The organism is Ectothiorhodospira marina (assembly GCF_900109495.1).
Lineage (GTDB): Bacteria > Pseudomonadota > Gammaproteobacteria > Ectothiorhodospirales > Ectothiorhodospiraceae > Ectothiorhodospira > Ectothiorhodospira marina.
Window position 1 is genome coordinate 26,575 of record NZ_FOAA01000009.1, and the last position, 18,571, is coordinate 45,145.

General features: G+C 63.1%; 18 protein-coding genes and 1 tRNA gene. 11 read left to right on the top strand and 8 right to left on the bottom strand.

The window, feature by feature from the left end; all coding sequences use genetic code 11:
• The first annotated feature begins 99 nt into the window (after positions 1-99).
• The 3 genes from trxB (at position 100) to aat (ending at position 3,397) form a co-directional block, all read left to right on the top strand.
• Entirely contained in the window at positions 100-1,050 is a 951-nt protein-coding gene (trxB, locus tag BMY52_RS08875; RefSeq protein WP_090253566.1) for a thioredoxin-disulfide reductase, read from the top strand.
• 239 nt (positions 1,051-1,289) lie between these two features.
• Complete coding sequence (locus BMY52_RS08880; RefSeq protein WP_177169914.1) at positions 1,290-2,453, top strand: GNAT family N-acetyltransferase; 1,164 nt, start codon at positions 1,290-1,292, stop codon at positions 2,451-2,453.
• A gap of 218 nt (positions 2,454-2,671) precedes the next feature.
• Positions 2,672-3,397 carry a leucyl/phenylalanyl-tRNA--protein transferase gene (gene aat / locus BMY52_RS08885; protein ID WP_090253568.1) on the top strand — a complete coding sequence of 242 codons (726 nt, stop codon included), beginning with the start codon at positions 2,672-2,674 and terminating at the stop codon, positions 3,395-3,397.
• Positions 3,398-3,406: 9 nt separating this feature from the next.
• Here aat and minE read toward each other — a convergent pair whose 3' ends face one another.
• Genes minE through minC form a run of 3 tightly spaced genes read right to left on the bottom strand, consistent with a single transcriptional unit; the run spans position 3,407 to position 5,259 of the window.
• Complete coding sequence (gene minE / locus BMY52_RS08890; protein ID WP_090253570.1) at positions 3,407-3,664, bottom strand: cell division topological specificity factor MinE; 258 nt, start codon at positions 3,662-3,664, stop codon at positions 3,407-3,409.
• Positions 3,665-3,669: 5 nt separating this feature from the next.
• Positions 3,670-4,479, bottom strand: coding sequence for a septum site-determining protein MinD (minD, locus tag BMY52_RS08895; protein WP_090253572.1), 810 nt, complete (start codon positions 4,477-4,479; stop codon positions 3,670-3,672).
• A gap of 30 nt (positions 4,480-4,509) precedes the next feature.
• Positions 4,510-5,259 (bottom strand): septum site-determining protein MinC, encoded by a 750-nt coding sequence (gene minC / locus BMY52_RS08900; protein ID WP_090253574.1) that lies wholly within the window; start codon positions 5,257-5,259, stop codon positions 4,510-4,512.
• A 230-nt stretch (positions 5,260-5,489) separates the two neighbouring features.
• Here minC and BMY52_RS08905 point away from each other — a divergent pair, with 230 nt between their 5' ends.
• The 4 genes from BMY52_RS08905 to BMY52_RS08920 all read left to right on the top strand — a co-directional run bounded on the left by BMY52_RS08905 (position 5,490) and on the right by BMY52_RS08920 (position 9,364).
• Complete coding sequence (locus BMY52_RS08905) at positions 5,490-6,851, top strand: NAD(P)/FAD-dependent oxidoreductase (protein ID WP_090253576.1); 1,362 nt, start codon at positions 5,490-5,492, stop codon at positions 6,849-6,851.
• A gap of 27 nt (positions 6,852-6,878) precedes the next feature.
• Complete coding sequence (locus BMY52_RS08910) at positions 6,879-7,337, top strand: hypothetical protein (RefSeq protein WP_090253578.1); 459 nt, start codon at positions 6,879-6,881, stop codon at positions 7,335-7,337.
• A 297-nt stretch (positions 7,338-7,634) separates the two neighbouring features.
• Positions 7,635-8,063 carry a secondary thiamine-phosphate synthase enzyme YjbQ gene (locus tag BMY52_RS08915; RefSeq protein WP_090253580.1) on the top strand — a complete coding sequence of 143 codons (429 nt, stop codon included), beginning with the start codon at positions 7,635-7,637 and terminating at the stop codon, positions 8,061-8,063.
• 5 nt (positions 8,064-8,068) lie between these two features.
• Positions 8,069-9,364, top strand: coding sequence for a RuBisCO large subunit C-terminal-like domain-containing protein (locus BMY52_RS08920; protein WP_090253581.1), 1,296 nt, complete (start codon positions 8,069-8,071; stop codon positions 9,362-9,364).
• A gap of 66 nt (positions 9,365-9,430) precedes the next feature.
• Here BMY52_RS08920 and BMY52_RS08925 read toward each other — a convergent pair whose 3' ends face one another.
• From BMY52_RS08925 to BMY52_RS08945, 5 genes are all read right to left on the bottom strand, one after another.
• On the bottom strand, positions 9,431-11,011 hold the full coding sequence (locus BMY52_RS08925; protein ID WP_090253583.1) for a methyl-accepting chemotaxis protein: 1,581 nt from the start codon (positions 11,009-11,011) through the stop codon (positions 9,431-9,433).
• A gap of 58 nt (positions 11,012-11,069) precedes the next feature.
• The gene (locus BMY52_RS08930; protein ID WP_090253585.1) at positions 11,070-12,650 is read right to left on the bottom strand and encodes a methyl-accepting chemotaxis protein; all 1,581 of its coding nucleotides are present in this window, start codon (positions 12,648-12,650) and stop codon (positions 11,070-11,072) included.
• Between the two features lie 118 nt (positions 12,651-12,768).
• Positions 12,769-13,338, bottom strand: a complete 570-nt coding sequence (locus tag BMY52_RS08935) for an NnrU family protein (RefSeq protein WP_245740753.1) — start codon at positions 13,336-13,338, stop codon at positions 12,769-12,771.
• 63 nt (positions 13,339-13,401) lie between these two features.
• A complete protein-coding gene (locus BMY52_RS08940; RefSeq protein ID WP_090253589.1) occupies positions 13,402-15,057 on the bottom strand; it encodes a flagellar assembly protein A in 1,656 nt (551 codons plus the stop codon).
• 114 nt (positions 15,058-15,171) lie between these two features.
• Positions 15,172-15,259, bottom strand: a tRNA-Ser gene (locus tag BMY52_RS08945).
• Between the two features lie 170 nt (positions 15,260-15,429).
• Here BMY52_RS08945 and BMY52_RS08950 point away from each other — a divergent pair.
• The 4 genes from BMY52_RS08950 (at position 15,430) to BMY52_RS08965 (ending at position 18,174) form a co-directional block, all read left to right on the top strand.
• Positions 15,430-16,104, top strand: coding sequence for a Bax inhibitor-1/YccA family protein (locus BMY52_RS08950; RefSeq protein ID WP_090253592.1), 675 nt, complete (start codon positions 15,430-15,432; stop codon positions 16,102-16,104).
• 90 nt (positions 16,105-16,194) lie between these two features.
• A complete protein-coding gene (locus BMY52_RS08955; RefSeq protein ID WP_090253594.1) occupies positions 16,195-17,160 on the top strand; it encodes a 2-hydroxyacid dehydrogenase in 966 nt (321 codons plus the stop codon).
• A gap of 11 nt (positions 17,161-17,171) precedes the next feature.
• On the top strand, positions 17,172-17,393 hold the full coding sequence (locus tag BMY52_RS08960; protein ID WP_090253596.1) for a SlyX family protein: 222 nt from the start codon (positions 17,172-17,174) through the stop codon (positions 17,391-17,393).
• 10 nt (positions 17,394-17,403) lie between these two features.
• Positions 17,404-18,174 carry a class I SAM-dependent methyltransferase gene (locus BMY52_RS08965; protein ID WP_425429231.1) on the top strand — a complete coding sequence of 257 codons (771 nt, stop codon included), beginning with the start codon at positions 17,404-17,406 and terminating at the stop codon, positions 18,172-18,174.
• Positions 18,175-18,571: the final 397 nt, after the last annotated feature.

An 18,571-nucleotide genomic window follows, 5' to 3' on the forward strand; every position in this document is an offset into this window, starting at 1 on the left:
CCGGCGGGCGCACATCGGTCACCACGTCAGGACTTCTTTACGCTTGACGATGCATTGAGTAGATTGGCCGCATGATCAAAGAGACAGAACAACGAAACGATGAGTGATACCAAACACTGCCGCCTGCTGATCCTGGGCTCTGGCCCGGCCGGCTACACCGCCGCGGTTTACGCGGCCCGCGCCAACCTGAACCCGGTGCTGGTCACCGGCCTGGAGCAGGGAGGCCAGCTGACCACCACCACCGATGTGGACAACTGGCCTGGAGAGGCGGATGGGGTGCAAGGACCGGAGTTGATGGCTCGCATGAAGCGCCATGCGGAGCGCTTCGAGACGGAGGTGATCTTCGATCATATTCATACCGCAGAACTGGGTCAGCGGCCCTTCCGGCTCACCGGCGATGCCGGCAGCTACACCTGCGATGCCCTGATCATCGCCACCGGGGCCTCGGCCATGTACCTGGGCCTGCCCTCGGAGGAGGTCTTCAAGGGCCGCGGGGTATCCGCCTGCGCCACCTGTGACGGGTTTTTCTACCGGGGTCAGAGGGTTTCGGTGATCGGTGGCGGCAATACCGCCGTGGAAGAGGCCCTGTATCTGGCCAACATCGCCGACCATGTCACCCTGGTGCACCGTCGCGACAAGCTGCGAGCAGAGAAGATCCTGCAGGACAAGCTCTTCGAGAAGGAACGCGAGGGCAAGGTCACCATCGCCTGGGACCATGTGCTGGACGAAGTGCTGGGGGATCAGACCGGCGTCACCGGGATGCGCATCCGTCACGTGAATTCCGGGCAGACGCAGGATGTGGATCTGCAGGGTGTGTTCATCGCCATCGGCCACAAGCCCAATACGGATCTGTTCGAGGGCCAACTGAAGATGAACAACGGCTACATCCGCGTGCAGAGCGGCCTGAACGGCAACGCCACGGCCACCAGTATCCCTGGGGTGTTTGCAGCGGGGGATGTGATGGATCACGTCTACCGGCAAGCGGTCACCTCGGCGGGGTCCGGCTGCATGGCGGCGCTGGATGCGGAGCGGTTTCTGGACGAGGTTTAAAAGACGCCCTCACCCCAACCCCTCTCCCACAAGTGGGAGAGGGGCTCGTGGTCCCGCATCCGCCGGAAGGGCGGGGGCTTTTCTCCCCTCTCCCCAACTGCTTGCGGGGTGCGGCCCGTTGCTCCCTTCTCCCCGGCGGGGAGAATGGTTGGGGATGAGGGCGCCCATGGCAAACCGCACCAAGGAACACCGGCCGCCCCGCTCGGTCCTAATCAGGGTGCCCACATCAAGGCTCCACCATGGCTGACGCCCCCCACGCTGCGCTGGAACTTCGCATCATCGATGCCCTTGACCCTACTATCCAGCCGGAGGAATGGGATCATCTGGGCGGCCATGACCACCCCTTCCTCAGCCATGCCTTTCTGTCTGCCCTGGAGCGGCACGACTGTCTGGGCTCGAAGTTCGGCTGGTATCCCCGCCACATGATCCTGCGGGAGCCGGATGGCACCCTGGTGGCCGCCCTGCCCCTCTATGCCAAGACCAACAACTACGGCGAGTTCGTCTTTGACTGGGCCTGGGAGCAGGCCTGGCAGCGCTCGGGGCTGGATTATTATCCCAAGCTGGTCTCTGCCATTCCCTATACCCCGGCCACCGGCCCGCGGCTGCTGGTCCACCCACAGCGCGATGCCGGGGCACTGCGCCAGGCCCTGATCCAGCAGGCCATTGAATTCACCGGTCGCCAGGGACTCTCCACAACCCATTTCCTGTTCACCGACAGCGAGGACACCCGGGCCTTCAAGGAGATGGGCCTATGCCTGCGCATGGGCTGTCAGTACCACTGGCGCAACGATGGTTACCGGGATTTCGATGACTTTCTCGATGGCTTCAGTTCCAAGAAACGCAAGAACGTGAAACGGGAACGTCGCCGTGTGCAGGAACAGGGGCTGGATGTGCGCATCCTGCATGGGGACGAGGTGGATGATGCGCTTTGGGCGGTGTTCCACCGTTTTTATCTAGCCACCTTCGAGCGCAAGTTCGGCATCCCCACCCTCACCCTGGACTTCTTTCGGGAGACTGCCCGGACGCTGGGTCGCCAGGTGGTCATGGTGCTGGCGGAGGAAGACGGCCAGCCGGTGGCGGCGGCCCTGTGCTATCGGGGCAAGGACACCCTCTACGGCCGTTACTGGGGGTGCGAGCAGGATCATGATGGCCTGCATTTCGAGGCCTGCTATTACCAGGGCATCGACTATTGCATTCGTCATGGCCTGGATCAGTTCGAACCCGGCGCCCAGGGGGAACACAAGATCAGCCGGGGGTTTCTCCCCACCCGTACCTGGTCTGCCCACTGGGTGGACAACCCCGGCCTGCGAGGCCCGGTGATGGAGTTCTGTCGTCGCGAGGAGGCGGCGATGCGGGAGCAGTGCGAGAAATTGATGAGCCTGTCGCCGTTCCGGCAGATCTGATGCCCCTCTCCCCTGCGGGGAGAGGGGTTGGGGTGAGGGGCTAGGAGCGGCATAGTGCCCGCCTCCCCCCCTCATCCCCAGCCCTTCTCCCCCGAGGGGGAGAAGGGGGTGTCTGTCGCCGAACCTTGCTTCTTGCAGGTTGAGGAGCTCTTCCCTACAGGAACGCCTGCGGCGATACTGAGGAACTGACGTTGCAGACTCAAGAGAATGGAGACGCCATGTCTGGCAACAACCAAGTGCAATCCCTCACCTGGCTGCGCCCGGGCCAAACAGACGAACCCTTTCCACCGGTGGATCGCGCCCTGCGTGAACCCAACGGGCTGCTGGCGGCAGGCGGGGACCTCAGTCTGCCGCGGCTGCTCAATGCCTACCGACACGGCATCTTCCCCTGGTACGAGGCCGGACAGCCCATCCTCTGGTGGTCACCGGATCCCCGCACCGTGATCTACCCCGAGAATGTGCGCGTCAGCCGCAGCCTCGGAAAGACCCTGCGTCGCGGCGAGTTCACCGTCACCTTCGACCAGGCATTCAACGAAGTGATCAAAGGGTGCGCCGGCCCCCGGCGTGGCGTGGACGGCACCTGGATCACCTACGGCATGCAGCAGGCCTTCACGCAGATGCATCGCACCGGCTATGCCCACTCGGTGGAAGTATGGCGGGAAGGGGAACTGGTGGGCGGCCTGTATGGGGTGACCGTGGGCCGGGTGTTCTTCGGCGAATCCATGTTCAGCCGTGCCACCGATGCCTCCAAGGTGGCCCTGGTGGTGTTGTGCCGGCATCTGCAGCACTGGGGCTATCCGCTGCTGGACTGCCAGACACCTTCCGAGCACATGAGCCGCATGGGCGCCGAATCCATCTCCCGGGCACGGTTCAGCGCCCGGCTGGATCAGTTGTGCTCCGTGCCGGGACGCCCCGGACCCTGGGAAGTGGAACCGGGACTCTGAGGCCCGCCCCTACTGCTTGTCACCCAAGGTGATATTCACCTCCAGAACCTCGCAGTCCCCTTCGCTCTCCAGGTTCATCTGCACCGCATCGTCACCCACCTGGACGTATTTGCGGATCACCTCCAGCAGCTCCTTGTGCAGGGCGGGGAGATAATCCGGCCCCGAACGACTGCTGCGCTCCCGGGCCACGATGACCTGCAGGCGCTCCTTGGCCACCTTGGCGCTGGTCTGTCGCGGGCTCCGGAAATAATCGATGATACCCTTCATGACGATCAACCTCTGAACAGGCGTCCGAAGATGCCCTTTTTCTGCGTGGTAATGAAGCGGTGTGGGCGTTCCTCGCCCAGGAACCGGGCCACGGCATCCCGGTAAGCTTGTCCCGCGTCCGATTCCTTATCCAGCACCACCGGCATCCCGGCATTGGAGGCATTGAGCACCGCCTGGGACTCGGGAATCACGCCCAGCATGCCGATGGACAAGATCTCCTGCACATCCTCCACGCTGAGCATCTCGCCCTTCTCCACACGATCCGCCGAGTAACGGGTGATCAGCAGGTGAGCCGGCAGGGGATCCTCCCCCTGCTCGGCGCGCCGGGTCTTGCTGGACAGTATGCCCAGCATCCGGTCCGAGTCACGCACACTGGATACCTCGGGGTTGGTCACCACAATGGCCTCATCGGCAAAATAGGCCGCCATCAGTGCGCCGCGCTCGATGCCGGCGGGGCTATCACAGATGATGTAGTCGAACTCCTTGGACAACTCATCCAGGACCGCCTGCACCCCTTCCTGTGTGAGGGCGTCCTTATCCCGGGTCTGGGAGGCCGGGAGGATATAAAGGTTCTCGGTGCGCTTGTCCTTGATCAGGGCCTGGCGCAGGTTGGCATCGCCGTTGATGACGTTGACGAAGTCGTACACCACGCGGCGCTCACAACCCATGATCAGATCCAGGTTGCGCAGACCCACGTCAAAGTCCACGACGGCGGTCTTGTGCCCCTCCTGGGCGAGGCCGGTGGCGATGGCGGCGGATGTGGTGGTCTTGCCGACCCCTCCCTTACCCGAGGTAATCACTACAATGCGTGACATAAAGCCTGCATCTCCTTAAAAGGTTCAGCACTAGATTTCCGAGATCTTGATGGTCTCACCGGACAGGGTGATCAGGCGGTTATCCCCCCGCTCCGAGTCCAGGATATCCTCTGCAATGCGGTAGTGTCCGGCAATGGATACCAATTCTGCATCCAGACGCCGACAAAAGATGCGTGCCGACTCCAGCCCGCGCACACCAGCCAGGGCCTTGCCCCGGAGCGGGCCATACACATGAATATGCCCATCGGCCAGTACCTCCGCCCCCGCCGATACGGCCCCAGTGATGATCAGGTCGCCCCCGCGGGCATACACCTGCTGTCCGGAGCGCACCGGTTGGTTGACCACCAGGGAGGGCGTATGGGGCGCCGGCGCCGCGGGGGCGGGCTCCGCAGGCGTCTCCGGGGTGCTTTCGGCCGCCGGAGGCGGTGCCGGCCGCAGCGGCACCTCGCTACCAGCGCGAGGACCAAGCACGATCAGCGGCAGACCGGTACGGTCGGCCAGCGGTGCCGAAGCCTCGCTATGCAGTAATCCGATCAGCTTCAGGCCATGCTGGCGCACCGTTTCCAGTACCGAGAGCAGGTCCTGAGCCGATGTACCGGCCATGGCATCCATATCGACCACCACGGGCATGTCACGCATGAGGTCCGGGGCCTCCTGCATGCGGGCCTCCAGGGCCTCCTGTAGCACCGCCGGTTCGGCCGGCTGCAGCTTCAGGATGGAGACCAGGATCATTCGGCCCTTGAACTCGATCGGCTGGATAGGGCTGGGGTTGGCACTCATGGGGATTTGTCCGGCAGATCGGCCAGCGTTGCCAGCCTTTGAGGATGTATTGAATCTATCGAGGCGCGCATTGTAACGGTTTGCTGGATTGTACGCGCCGACAACATGATAATATGCTTATACTATAAAGCGAGTCCCACAGCCGCCGTGGTGAGTGCCATCGCCACCATGCAGGTCGTCCGTTCGACCCTCCCCCGGCTGACCACTTAGAGGTATGGAGCGAAGTATCAATGAGTCAAAAAGACAAGCACATCCAATCAGCCGTCCAGCGGGCGCTGGGCAATGAGGGCCTTTCCCGGCGCGATTTCCTGCGCCTCTCGGGAGGCGGGGCCCTGCTGGCCGGCGCCGCCTCCAGCGGCCTGCTCTACCCCGGCGCGGCACGCGCCGTGCCCACCAACGCCCGCATCGTCATTGTGGGTGCCGGTGCCGCGGGCCTGTCATGTGCCACCCGCCTGAGTCGCGAACTGGACGGCGCCCAGATCACACTGATCGACCGTCGCGAAGAACACTATTACCAGCCTGGCTTCACCCTGGTGGGCACCGGCGTATGGGGTGTTGCCAAGACCACGGACAAGAACAGCCGTTATATCCCCTCCGGCGTGAGCTGGATTCAAGACATGGTGGCTGAATACGATCCGGACAACAACCGGGTGATCACCGACGATGGGCGCACCGTGGAATACGACTATTTGATGGTGGCCACCGGACTTCAAATCAACTACACCGACATCGAAGGCATGTCCACGGACCTGATCGGCCAACGCGGTGTGGGCTGCGTGTATGACCGCCCGGACCACGCGCAACGCACCTGGGGTGTGATTGATCATTTCGTGGACAACGGTGGCGTGGGCCTGTTCACTCGCCCGCCGGGCGCCATCAAGTGCGCCGGTGCGCCGCTGAAGGTGACCATGCTCACCGAGAGCCGCATGAAGGAACGTGGCACCCGGGATCGAGCCGAGATGCACTACCTGCCACCGGGGGCCGGCCTTTTTTCCCAACCCGATGCCGACGACTTCCTGAGCAAGCACTTCCCGGAACGCGGCATAGAGATCCATTGGGACCACCCGCTCAGAGCCATCGACCCGGACGCCAAGACCGCCACCTTCGCAACCCCGCTGGGTGACGAAACCCTGGATTACGACTTCATCCACGTGGTGCCGCCCATGAGCGCACCAGACTCGCTGCGCGAGAGTGAACTGGCGGCTCAGGAAGCCCCGTTCCAGGGCTGGCTGGAGGTGGATCGCCACACCCTCCAACACAACCGTTATCCCAATGTCTTTGGCGCCGGCGACATCAACGGTGTGCCCATAGGCAAAACGGCGGCCAGCGTGAAGTCCCAGGTCCCCGTGGCCGTGGAGAACATGATTCAGGCCATCCAGGGCCGGGAGAACTCAGCCCGCTACGACGGCTATACCTCCTGCCCATTGATCACGGAACTGGGCAAGGCCATCCTGGTGGAGTTTGATTACGACCTGAACATGAAACCCTCCTTCCCCTTCATCAGCCCCTACGAGGAACACTGGGTGCCGTGGGTCATGAAGGATCGTCTCCTGCTGGCTGCCTACCGTGCCATGCTGCGCGGCCGTATCTGATTCACGTTGCAAATTTAGGAGCAAGCAATGGCCTTTTCATTCGTCGGTATTCTGGCTGTGGTTCTGGAATTTTTTCGCGGGTGGTTATGGGTGCTGGTCCCGCTGGTGATCCTGGATCTTGTCCTGCTGGGTCTGTTCTTCAAACGCACGGTGGGTCGTCGCCGCAAGTTTTCCCTGCCCTTCAAGTCCTCCCTCGGCTTTGGGGTGTTCACCTTCGTGATGGCCTTGATCACGCTGCCGGGGATTACCCGCTCCAGTTGGGAGATGCTGTCGGGGGCAGTGGATTACCTGGCACTGATCGGTGCAAGTGTCGGTTTCGGGGTATTATTCGCCATCCTGTCCTTCCCGGTGATGCTGCATCTGGTGGGTATCGGTGCCAAGGTGAAGCCTGAACAGCAAGCCACGCGTCAGACACCTCCCCCCGCCCAGAAGGACTCGCCCACAGAGCCCCAAGGCACGGCAGAGCCTCAGCAATCCCAAGGCTAAGCCCCGACCGTTGTGGGAGCGGGCCTGCCCGCGAATGACGGCCCCAGGCTCAGTGCCAACGCCTTTCGCGGCCGAGGGCCGCTCCCACAAGGTCAAGGCCACACGGCCCTTCGTGGGAGCGGGCCTGCCCGCGAAGGGCGCCCCCCAGGCTCAGTGCCAACCCCTTTCGCGGCCAAAGGCCGCTCCCACAAGGTAAAGGCCACCCGGCCGGGAAGCGCTTGTGGCTGTGTTTGACAACTTGACAGCCTCTCCCCCCCCGGCTAGGTTTCTCCCACCCTTCCCATTGCCGGGCCCCTCATGAAGATCCGCCATCACGAACTGCCCCTGGCCACCGAGGCCCCCATCCAGATCGTGGATGTCACCCAGCCGGTCCGTGACCTGTTCGCCGACAGCGGCATTCGCGATGGCATCGTTACCCTGATCTCGCGACACACCACCGCCTATGTGAACCTCAATGAGCAAGAGCCCATGCTCCAGCAGGACATGCTCACCCATCTCAAACGCTTGGTACCCCGCGACGGGGACTACCTGCATAACGAAAACCCGGTGGATGGCCGGGACAACGCCCACGCCCATCTCATGGGGCTGTTCATGAACGCATCGGAGACCATTCCCATCGTCAATGGCGAACTGCGCCTGGGCAGTTGGCAATCCATCTTCTTCATCGAACTGGACGGCCCCCGAGCGGAGCGCCGTCTGTCCGTCCATTTCATGGGGACCGAGTAACGCCCATGCAGGCCTCCGACATCGACGGCTTTTTTGCCGAAGCCGACCAGATCGATCTGGAAAAACACCTCATTCTGGAATACACCCTGGAATGCGTGGGTGACCCGCGCACCGCCGCCGCGCATCTGTGCAGCGAGCAATCCACGGCCCAGTGGAAACGGGTGGACGTGGACGAGGATCTGCGGCCGCGTTTTGGGGCCAAGGTGCTGGAACTGGAGATCATCGAGGAGCGCGAGGCCCTGAGCTATCCCGTGCAGCATGCGGCCCAGGGCAGGATCTTCGCCTGCCGCGTGAAGATCGCTCATCCTCATGAAAACTTCGGGCCGCGCATCCCCAACCTGATCTCGGCCGTGCTGGGGGAAGGGCCTTTCTTTACCCCCGGTATCCCGCTGATCAAGCTGCAGGACATCCACTTTCCCAACAGCTACCTGACCCACTTTCAGGGCCCCAGGTTTGGGGTGCAGGGGCTGCGCGACCAGCTCAATGCCCATGACCGCCCCCTGTTCTTTGGTGTCATCAAGCCGAACATCGGCCTGCCACCGGATGCCTTTTCAAAGATCGGCCACGAGGCGTGGCTGGGGGGGCTGGACATCGCCAAGGACGACGAGATGCTGGCGGATCCGGACTGGTCGCCCCTCACCGAGCGCTGCGAGCACCTGGGCCACGCCCGCCGGGCGGCTGAAGAGGCCACTGGCACACCCAAGATCTACCTGGCCAACATCACCGACGAGGTGGACCGGCTGCTGGAACTCCACGATGCAGCGGTGGCCCGGGGTGCCAATGCCCTGCTGGTCAATGCCCTCCCCGTGGGCCTGTCTGGCGTGCGCATGTTGCGCAAGCATACCCAGGTACCGCTGATCGCCCATTTCCCCTTCATTGCCGCCTTCAGCCGCCTGCCCCACTACGGCGTGCACAGCCGGGTGATGACCCGCCTGCAGCGTCTGGCCGGCTTTGATTCGGTGATCATGCCCGGCTTTGGCCCTCGCATGATGACCACCGACGAGGAGGTGCGCGACAACATCCGCGCCTGTCTGGAACCCATGGGCCCCATCAAGCCCTGCCTGCCGGTCCCCGGCGGCAGTGATTCGGCAGCGACACTCAAGCGGGTGTATGACAAGGTGGGCAGCGTGGATTTCGGCTTTGTCCCCGGCCGGGGCGTTTTCGGCCATCCCATGGGGCCCCGCGCCGGCGCCACCAGCATCCGCCAGGCCTGGGACGCCATCGCCGCCGGTATCGACGTGCACGCCCACGCCCGGAACCACCCGGAACTGGCGGCCGCCCTCAAGGCCTTTGGTGAGTAAAGAGAAAAAAGGGGACAGATTTATTTTCCGGCCCGGAGGGCCAGAAAATAAATCTGTCCCCTTTTTTCAGTGAATACGATCCCAGAACTGGCCGGCCAGCACCTCCAGGTGCTCGGATAGTTGGGTGAGCTCCTCGGCGGCCTGCTCGATATTGACGATGGCTTCGGCATTGCCATCCGCGGAATGACGGATGTTGGTGATGCTGCGATTGATTTCCTCGCTGACGGCGCTCTGCTCGTCCACCGCCGTGGCGATCTGCACGCTCATCTCGGTAATGGAACTGACACTGCGGGCGATCTCCTCCAGGGACTGGGCCGCCTCATCGGCCTGACGGACACTGCGCCCGGCCTGTTCCTGGCTCTGACCCATCACCTGAACAGAAGACTGGGCACCGGCCTGAAGCCTTTCGATCATGCTCTGGATCTCCTGGGTGGCGTTCTGCGTGCGGGCTGCCAGGCTGCGTACCTCGTCAGCCACCACGGCAAACCCACGCCCCTCCTCGCCAGCGCGAGCTGCCTCAATGGCGGCATTCAGGGCCAGTAGATTGGTCTGCTCGGCAATCCCCTGGATCACCTCCACCACTGTACTGATCTCCTCGGTGCGATGTTCCAGTTCATGAATCGCCTGGGTCGCCCGTTCCACCTCGTCCGAGAGGTGACCGATGGCCTCGCCGGTGGACACCACCACACGTCGCCCACTGTCGGCACTGGTATCTGCCTCCTCGGCCGAACGGGCAGTATGCTGGGCATTGCGCGCCACTTCCTGCACGCTGGCGGCCATCTCGTTCACGGCGGTGGCCACCTGATCGGTCTCGGCCTGCTCACGCAGGATCTCCTGTCGCGTTTGTTCGATGACACCCACCATATCCTTGATCTGCCGCGACAGCCGGCGAGCGGCCTCGGCCACACGACCCACAGCGGCTCCGGTCTCGGTGGCCAGCATGCGCATGGCAAACTGGATCTCTCCCACCTCATCCACACGGCCGGTATAGACATACTGACACAGCGGGTTACGCACGACCGAACGAGCCTGCGCCTGCAGTCGGGCCAGGGGGCGGGTCACCCACCCAGCCCACCCAGCGGCCAGTGCCACAAACAGCAGTACCGGGACCAGTGTCTGAATCGCTGGCGCGCCCATCAAGATCCCACCAAGCCAGCCCAGCATACCCGCCAACCCCACAGCCCCGAGCAGGCGCATACGCAATCCGGGCATGGGCCAGCGCAAGACCCAGGGCGTCTGACCGGCCATCACCTCGGCATACAGCCTGTCGGCGCGCTCCACACACTCCCGGGGAGGACGGGTGCGCACGGATTGGTATTCGGTGATGCGACCATTGTGACGAATCGGTGTGACATAGGCACTCACCCAGTAATGATCGCCGTTCTTGCAGCGATTTTTTACCAGCCCCATCCAGGACTGCCCACCCTTGATGGTGTCCCAAAGATTCTGGAAGGCCGCGGGGGGCATATCCGGGTGACGGACGATATTGTGATTCTGACGCAGCAATTCATCAGCCGAAAAACCGCTGATGTCCACGAAATCATCATTCACATCGGTGATCGTGCCCTTGGCGTCAGTGGTGGACAGGATGTTGACGTTGGCGGAAAAGGTCTTCTCCCGCCCGGTAACCGGTAGATTCTTCTTCATGGTTTGCCTCCGGTACGGGCAAGGACCGGGTATGAAAAGGAGTGCTTCACGTCAGTCATCAGTTACGGCGCTCCCAGAATTGTCGGGCCAGCAGCTTGAGTTCCGCGGAGAGTTCCGCCACCTGGCTGGCCGCCGACTCGATCTGCTGACCAGACTGGGCATTGGCATCGGCATAGCCACGGATGCGGGTGATGCTCTGATTGATCTCCTCGCTGACCGAGCCCTGCTGATCCACCGCCGTGGCGATCTGTGCACTCATGTCGGTGATGGCGGCAACGCTGCGAGCAATCTCTTCCAGGGAGCGGGCTGCCTTGCCCGCCTGCTCGACACTCTTGACCGCCTGTTTACGACTGTTCTGCATCACCTCCACCGAGGAATGGGCGCCCCGCTGAAGCTTCTCGATGGTGGTCTGGATCTCCTGGGTCGATTCATGAGTGCGGGAAGCCAGGCTGCGCACCTCGTCGGCCACCACGGAAAAACCGCGGCCGTGCTCACCGGCCCGGGCCGCCTCGATGGCAGCATTCAGGGCCAGCATATTGGTCTGCTCGGCAATACCGCGGATGACCTCCAGCACCGCCCCGATGGATCCAGCGCTTTCCTCCAGCTGGCTGATGACTTGAGCCGCGCGCTCCACCTCATCAGCCAGCTGGCCGATGACCTGTTCGGTGGAAGCCACCACCTGACGCCCCTGACCAGCGCTGGTATCGGCGGTGGTGGCTGCCTCGGCGGCGTTTTGTGCGTTGCGGGCCACTTCCTGAACGCTGGCGGTCATTTCATTGACCGCTGTGGCCACCTGATCGGTTTCCGCCTGCTGACGGAGAATCTCATCCCGCGTCCGTCGCACCGAGCCCACCATGGAATCGGCGTGCTCAGCCAACTGGCTGGCGGCATCGGATACCCGACCCACGGCAGCACCGGTCTCGGAGCGCAACATGCGCATGGCGAACTCGATCTCCCCGAATTCGTCCGCGCGGCCGGTGTAAACATACTGCCCCACCGGATTACGGGTAATCCCGCGGGCCTGGGTACGTAGCTGTCCGAGAGGGCGTACCAACCAGGCACTCAGGCCGCTGCCCAGTATCAGGGCCAGCAATACCGGCACCAGGCTGCTGATGATCGGCGTACCCCACAGCCCGCCGAGTGCCAGGGACAACGCTGCAGCCATCACCATGCCGCCCACCAGACGCACGGCAACCGGCGGCATGGGCAGACGCATGACCAGGGGCAAACGATCGTTCATGAGTCCGGCATACATGCTGGTGGCCCGATCCACCCACTCCCGTGGGGGGCGGGTGCGCACGGATTGGTATTCCGCCACCTGCCCATCCTTGCGGATAGGCATGACATAGGCGCTCACCCAGTAATGGTCGCCATTCTTGCAACGGTTCTTGACGAGCCCCATCCAGGCACGACCGCTCTTGACACTATCCCAAAGATCCTTGAACGCCGCCGGGGGCATGTCAGGGTGGCGGACAATATTGTGATTACGCTTGAGCAACTCCTCCTCAACGAACCCGCTGATGCGGATGAAGTCGTCGTTGACGTAGGAAATGGCCCCCTTGAGGTCCGTCGTGGACAGAATATTGGCGTGATCCAATACGGCCTGTTCCCGGCCCGTGACCGGCAGATTCTTCTTCATGGATCATTCAACCCCTGAGTTATGCTGCAACGCGCATTCCTGTCGATGAATCATCCTTGTCTGCCGACCCTCGCTCACCCGCGGTGCCCCGCCCCCCTGAGCGGGGCACCGGCAGTGATCAGACCATGACGGGCTTGCCGATCAGCCATTCATGCAGGAACAGCGAGAAGGCAAGATAACCGACCAGGCCCACCACCACGGTGATGGCATCCGCCTTCAATGTAGCGGCAGCAGGCGCCATTCCCTGAGCGGAATCTCTCTTGCGGGCGGCACGGAAGGACAGCACGGCCCAGACCAGCAGCGAACCGAAAAGAATGACGTCGGCCAGTGTGCCGTTGGCGAACAGATGCCCCAGGGCCCATACCTTCACGGCGATGACCATGGGATGGCCGAGGCGGGCCTTGATGTGGTTATTGGGGACAAAGGCGGCCGCCAGGATAATGAAGGCCACCAGATTGAACAGGGCGGTCACGTGGAAGGTCCACAGCGGCGGCACCCAGAGCCAGGTGGGGTCCACCCGAGCCATGCCATAACCCCAGACGATCAGGATAAAGCCGACCAGGGAAAGAACGGATGCAAATCCCGCCCAGGCCTTTTCGCCAAACTGGTCGATCCGGGCGCGACGCCAGTCGTCAGCGAAGATGCGGGTGGAGTGCATGCCCAGGAAGAGCACAAGACCAAGGATCATCACGAACACGGTAACGCTTCCTTCTGAGTTGAGTGGATTAAGAAACTGCTAATAATGCCCTTTTCATGGGGCATGGTCGAATACCAATTCCCCCTCCCGCAGGAAAAAGGCGCCACCCACCACCTCTTGATTGATACGCCGTGCCCGATCGGCGACATGGACCTCCACACCAGCGTGGACCCTTTCGCGCACGTGGATGCTGGCATCCTGGGATCGCTCCACCTGCTGGACCAGGCCCTCGCGTTCCGATTCAAGCTCGGCCATGTCCTCGCGGGCCTGGAGCAGGGTATTGCGTGCCCGTTGCACAAAATTGTCGTCCACCCGGCCCGGGTGCTCGCTGGCAAAGTACAGGGTGCGGGACAACTCATCGCATAATTTCTGCTTCTCCGCCAGGCGCGTATCCAATTGTTCCAGACGGTCCTGTCCTTCTGGGTCGACCCCAACCACGACGATGGTATGGGGCGAGGTGGGCGACCCCAGCAGCCGGCATTCGATCAGTTCCCGGGACCGAATCTGCCCACCCACGATCTGTCCCTTGCGCGCACCGGCGGCACCCACGATCACGGACTGGCGCGCAGTCACCTGACAATGCACCAACTGTTCCTGAACCACCACGGTGGCAGCCTCGACCCGAGCGTTTTCCATGAACCGGGCCGTGACCTTGCCGCCCGCCTTGATGACCGCCGTGGGCTGGTGACCCTGACCATGTTGCAACTGCCCCACTACCCCGTGACGGATCAACACGTCACCGCCGGCCTCCAGTGTGGCCCCTTCCACCATGCCGCCCACCTCAATGTCGCCCGTGGACACCACCCGCATGCCATCAGACACATCGCCGCGGATGCGCACGCTGCCCTCGAAGTTCAAGTGCCCGGAGGACAGGTCCACCTGCTTGACATCCAGCAGCTCCTCGACAATCACCCCATTGGGCACCACCACCGGCATACCGGCCACGGTGGCCCGTAATAGATCGGGATCTTCCGGGTCGCGTGCCACATTATGCAGCCGGGTCGCGAACGACCGCTCCCGACCGTCCCGAGCCGGGATGGGGGCGCCAAACAGATTCTGACCGGGAGTGCCCGGTGTGGCGTGATGCCGACGCATGAGTGGGGCGCCTGGGGAAACCTGTACCAACTCCCCCAGGTCCCGATAGTCAGCGCGCCCACGGTCATCGATTCTGGGGATTCGCTCACGGGCCTCGGGTACCAGGGATTCAAACACGGAATCGGTGCCATTGACGGGGGCAGTGGCCCGACCGATCACAGCAACCTCCGGGGCCCATTCCGGTTGTTTGAGCAAGGCGCTGATGGCCTCTTGGTCGACACCCTGGGTGACCCCCTTATCAGCGAGGGCCTGGAGCACCTGTTCCAGGGTCGTCGGACGTCCGCCGCGGGGACCTTCCACGTGCAGTGAGGCCTCAAGGCCCTGGGGGTCCACGTTCAGTACAAACCGGCCATCCAACGCCTCCGCAAGCAGAAAGGGTTCCTGATGGCCCGCAGGAGCCGGTCGGCACAGGGCCTCGGTCAATCCCTGAACGCCGGCCTCCAACACCGCCCAATCACCATAGCCTGCCTCGCGCAAGGCCGCCACCACGGACGCAGCCACCAGACCCGGATACACCTGACCAGGTCGCGGCGTGCAATATACCCGCGTGCCCGTGTCATCGAGGCGCAGGTCCAGATCGGGGATGGTGTCTTCCGGGGGGGTATCGCTGCTCATGGTGCCTCCGGGGCGGAAATGGAGGGACAGTGTAGCAAGCGACGGGAAGCGCTAGGGCGCCGGACACCCAGGGTGCCCGCAAAAGGTATTTTATGATTAAAAATCAAATAGATATGGCGGAAGGGGTGGGATTCGAACCCACGGATGGTCGCCCATCGCCGGTTTTCAAGACCGGTGCATTCAACCGCTCTGCCACCCTTCCGTGAACGCTGATCAGCGCTGAGAGGTCATAGAAGACGGGTAGTTTAACCGGCTTGGTCATGAAGCCACAAGAAATGCCGATGGTAAGCTTTGATCCACCGCATGGAATCAAGTACCTTACCGGTATCATGCATTGATTGTTTTCAACCCGTTTCTCCCGGAGGATCTCCCATGCAAACGGAGCGCACGAGCACCATCAGTCAACAGGCTCAGAGTCAGACCCTGGCCACCAACAAGGTGATTCGCAACACCTACATGCTGCTGTCCATGACCCTGGCATTCAGTGCCATCATGGCCTTTGTCGCCATGGCGGTGAATGCGCCGCCAGTGCACTGGATCATCATGCTGGCCGTCTTCATCGGCATGCCCTTTGGCATCCATGCCCTGCGTAACAGCGTCTGGAGCATCCCGCTCACCTTTGCCTTCACCGGCATCATGGGCTTCATCCTGGGCCCCATCGTCTCCCTGTACCTGAGCCTGCCCAACGGCCCAGCCATCGTCGGGGGCGCACTGGCGTCCACGGCACTGGTCTTCGTGGGGCTGTCGGCCTACGCCCTGGTCACCCGCAAGGACTTCAGCTTCCTGGGCGGTTTCGTGTTCGTAGGCTTCCTGGTGGTGCTGGCAGCCATCATTGCCAACCTGTTCCTGGCCATTCCGGCCCTGTCCCTGGCCATCTCCTCGGCCGTGGTGCTGCTGGTGTCCGCCGCCATCCTGTGGGACACCAGCCGCATGGTGCATGACGGTGAAGCCAACTACGTGGTGATGACGGTCTCCCTGTTCGCCAATATCTATGTGCTGTTTCTGCACATGATGAACCTGTTTGCCATGCTCAGCGGCGATAATTGATTCTCCGGGCTGGCTGACCGGCATCGAACCTGGCCCCTCTACCCTCACGGGAGAGGGGTCTTTGCTTTCTTGAGGCAAGGAAACGGATTGATGATTGATCAGGGCGTATTTCTCGATCTGGAAACCCTCGACCGGGGGGATCTGGATCTCTCCCCCCTTCGCAACTCCCTCACCCACTGGACCTTTCATGACTACACCCGCCCACCGGAGACGGTGAAGCGCATCCAGGGTGCCCAGGTGGTCATCACCAACAAGGTGGTGCTGGATGCCGATGCCCTGGCAGCGGCTCCGGACCTGAAACTGGTGTGCCTGGCTGCCACGGGGACCAACAACGTGGACCTGGAGGCGGCCTCCCGGTTGGGGATCACCGTATGCAATGTACGGGACTATGCCACGGCCTCCGTGGTGCAGCATGTGTTCGCCATGTTGCTGTCACTCACCGTGCGGCTGTCGCAATACCAGCAGGATGTCCGCTCGGGTGCCTGGAATGACAGCCGGCAGTTCTGCCTGCTGGATCATCCCATCCGTGAACTGGCCGGACGGCGCCTGGGGATCATCGGTTACGGGGTACTGGGCCGGGCCACGGCGCAGGCGGCGAATGCCTTTGGCATGGAGGTGGCAGTCGCGCAGAGCCTGACCGGTCGAGGGCCGGAACCCGGGCGCCTGCCCCTGGACGAGGTGATCCGCACCAGCGATGTACTCAGCCTGCATTGCCCTCTCACGCCGCAGACCCAGCAGTTGATTGATGAACACCGGCTGCGGGAGATGAAGGCCGATGCGGTGCTGATCAACACCGCCCGGGGGGCCATCGTGGATAACGCCGCCCTGGCCGAGGCGTTGCGGCGAGGGGATATCGGCGGGGCCGGGGTGGATGTACTGGAGAAGGAGCCGCCCGAAGCGGATCATCCCCTGCTGGCAGCCGGCATCCCCAATCTGATCATCACCCCTCATATTGCCTGGGCCGCCGTCGAGGCCCGCCAGCGCATGGTGAATGCCCTGGCGGGCAACATCCAGGCCTTCAAGTCCGGCCAGCCCACCCACCTGGTGAATCCGTAGGGTCTTTGCACATGTCCACCACCCCCATGAACGACCGCGTGATTGATCTGGAAATCCGGCTGGCCCATCAGGATGCCCAGTTGCAGGATCTCAACGATGTGGTCACGCGACAGCAACAGGATCTGCTGCAGATGCAGCGACAGATGGAGGACCTACGGTTGCGTCTGGCGGAGGTGCTGGCGAATCAGCCCGGCGGTCCGGAGGGACCGGAGCCGCCGCCACCGCATTATTGAGGCTGCCTCCATCAACGCCCCCACCATCATTTGCGATGATCCCGCCGATCACCCCCGCGCCGAGGCCCTGGCCAGATCACTGGGCCTGACGCTGGTCGGAACCGAAACCGAAAGCCAACCCGGAACATGGCAACTGGCCGTCACCCCCGAGCGCCTGGAGTTACGCCAGTGCGGGCCCAAGGCACCCGGGCCTGTCTTTGTGGATCTGGCCAGTGGCCGCCTCGGGTATCGGGGCGCCCATGTGAGCGCCCGCAAGGAGCCCCTGGCCCGGGCCGTGGGCATCAAGGGTGGGCATCGACCTCATGTGGTGGACGCCACGGCAGGGCTGGGGCGGGATGCCCTGATCCTCGCCCTGCTGGGGTGCCGGGTCACCCTGCTGGAACGTCATCCGGTGATCGCCGCCCTGCTGGCCGATGGGCTGGCCCGAGCCGCGCAGGAACCGGCCCTGGCCGAGACCGTGGAGCGCATGACCCTGGTCAAGGGCGACGCCCGCCCCTGGCTGCAGGAACATATCGGCGGCGTGGTGACACTGGACCCCATGTATCCGCATCGGGACAAGTCGGCCCTGGTGAAGAAGGACATGCGGGCCTTCAGGGCCGTGGTGGGCGACGATGAGGATGCCGCCGGGGTGCTGGGGGCGGCCCTGGCGGCGGCGCGGGAGCGGGTGGTGGTCAAGCGCCCGGCCCGGGCCGAACCCCTGGGGGGGCAGACGCCGGACTTCCAGGTGCCTGGCAGCAGCACCCGATTCGATGTATATCTCACGAAAACGGGCCAAAGCTGAGCCTTGAATGGGGATAGACCCCTTAATATTGCATGCACCGTGGGAGCTGGCCTGCCAGCGAAGCGCTGCGGCAGCAGCGCTTTGGGGACTGTGCCCACCGCTTTCGCGGACAAGGCCCGCTCCCACAAAAGAACCCACCACCAAATAGTCACCACAGAACATTCTGCCTAAATGGGGACAGACCCCTTTATCGCATGCATCCCCTGTGGGAGCTGGCCTGCCAGCGAAGCGCTGCGGCAGCAGCGCCTTGGGGACTGTGCCCACCGCTTTCGCGGGCAAGGCCCGCTCCCACAAAAGAACCCACCACCAAACAGTCACCACAGAACATTCAGCTCAGTAGCACCCCCGTGGGAGCGGCCCTTGGCCGCGAAGGACATGCTACAAAGCACTGCTTGCC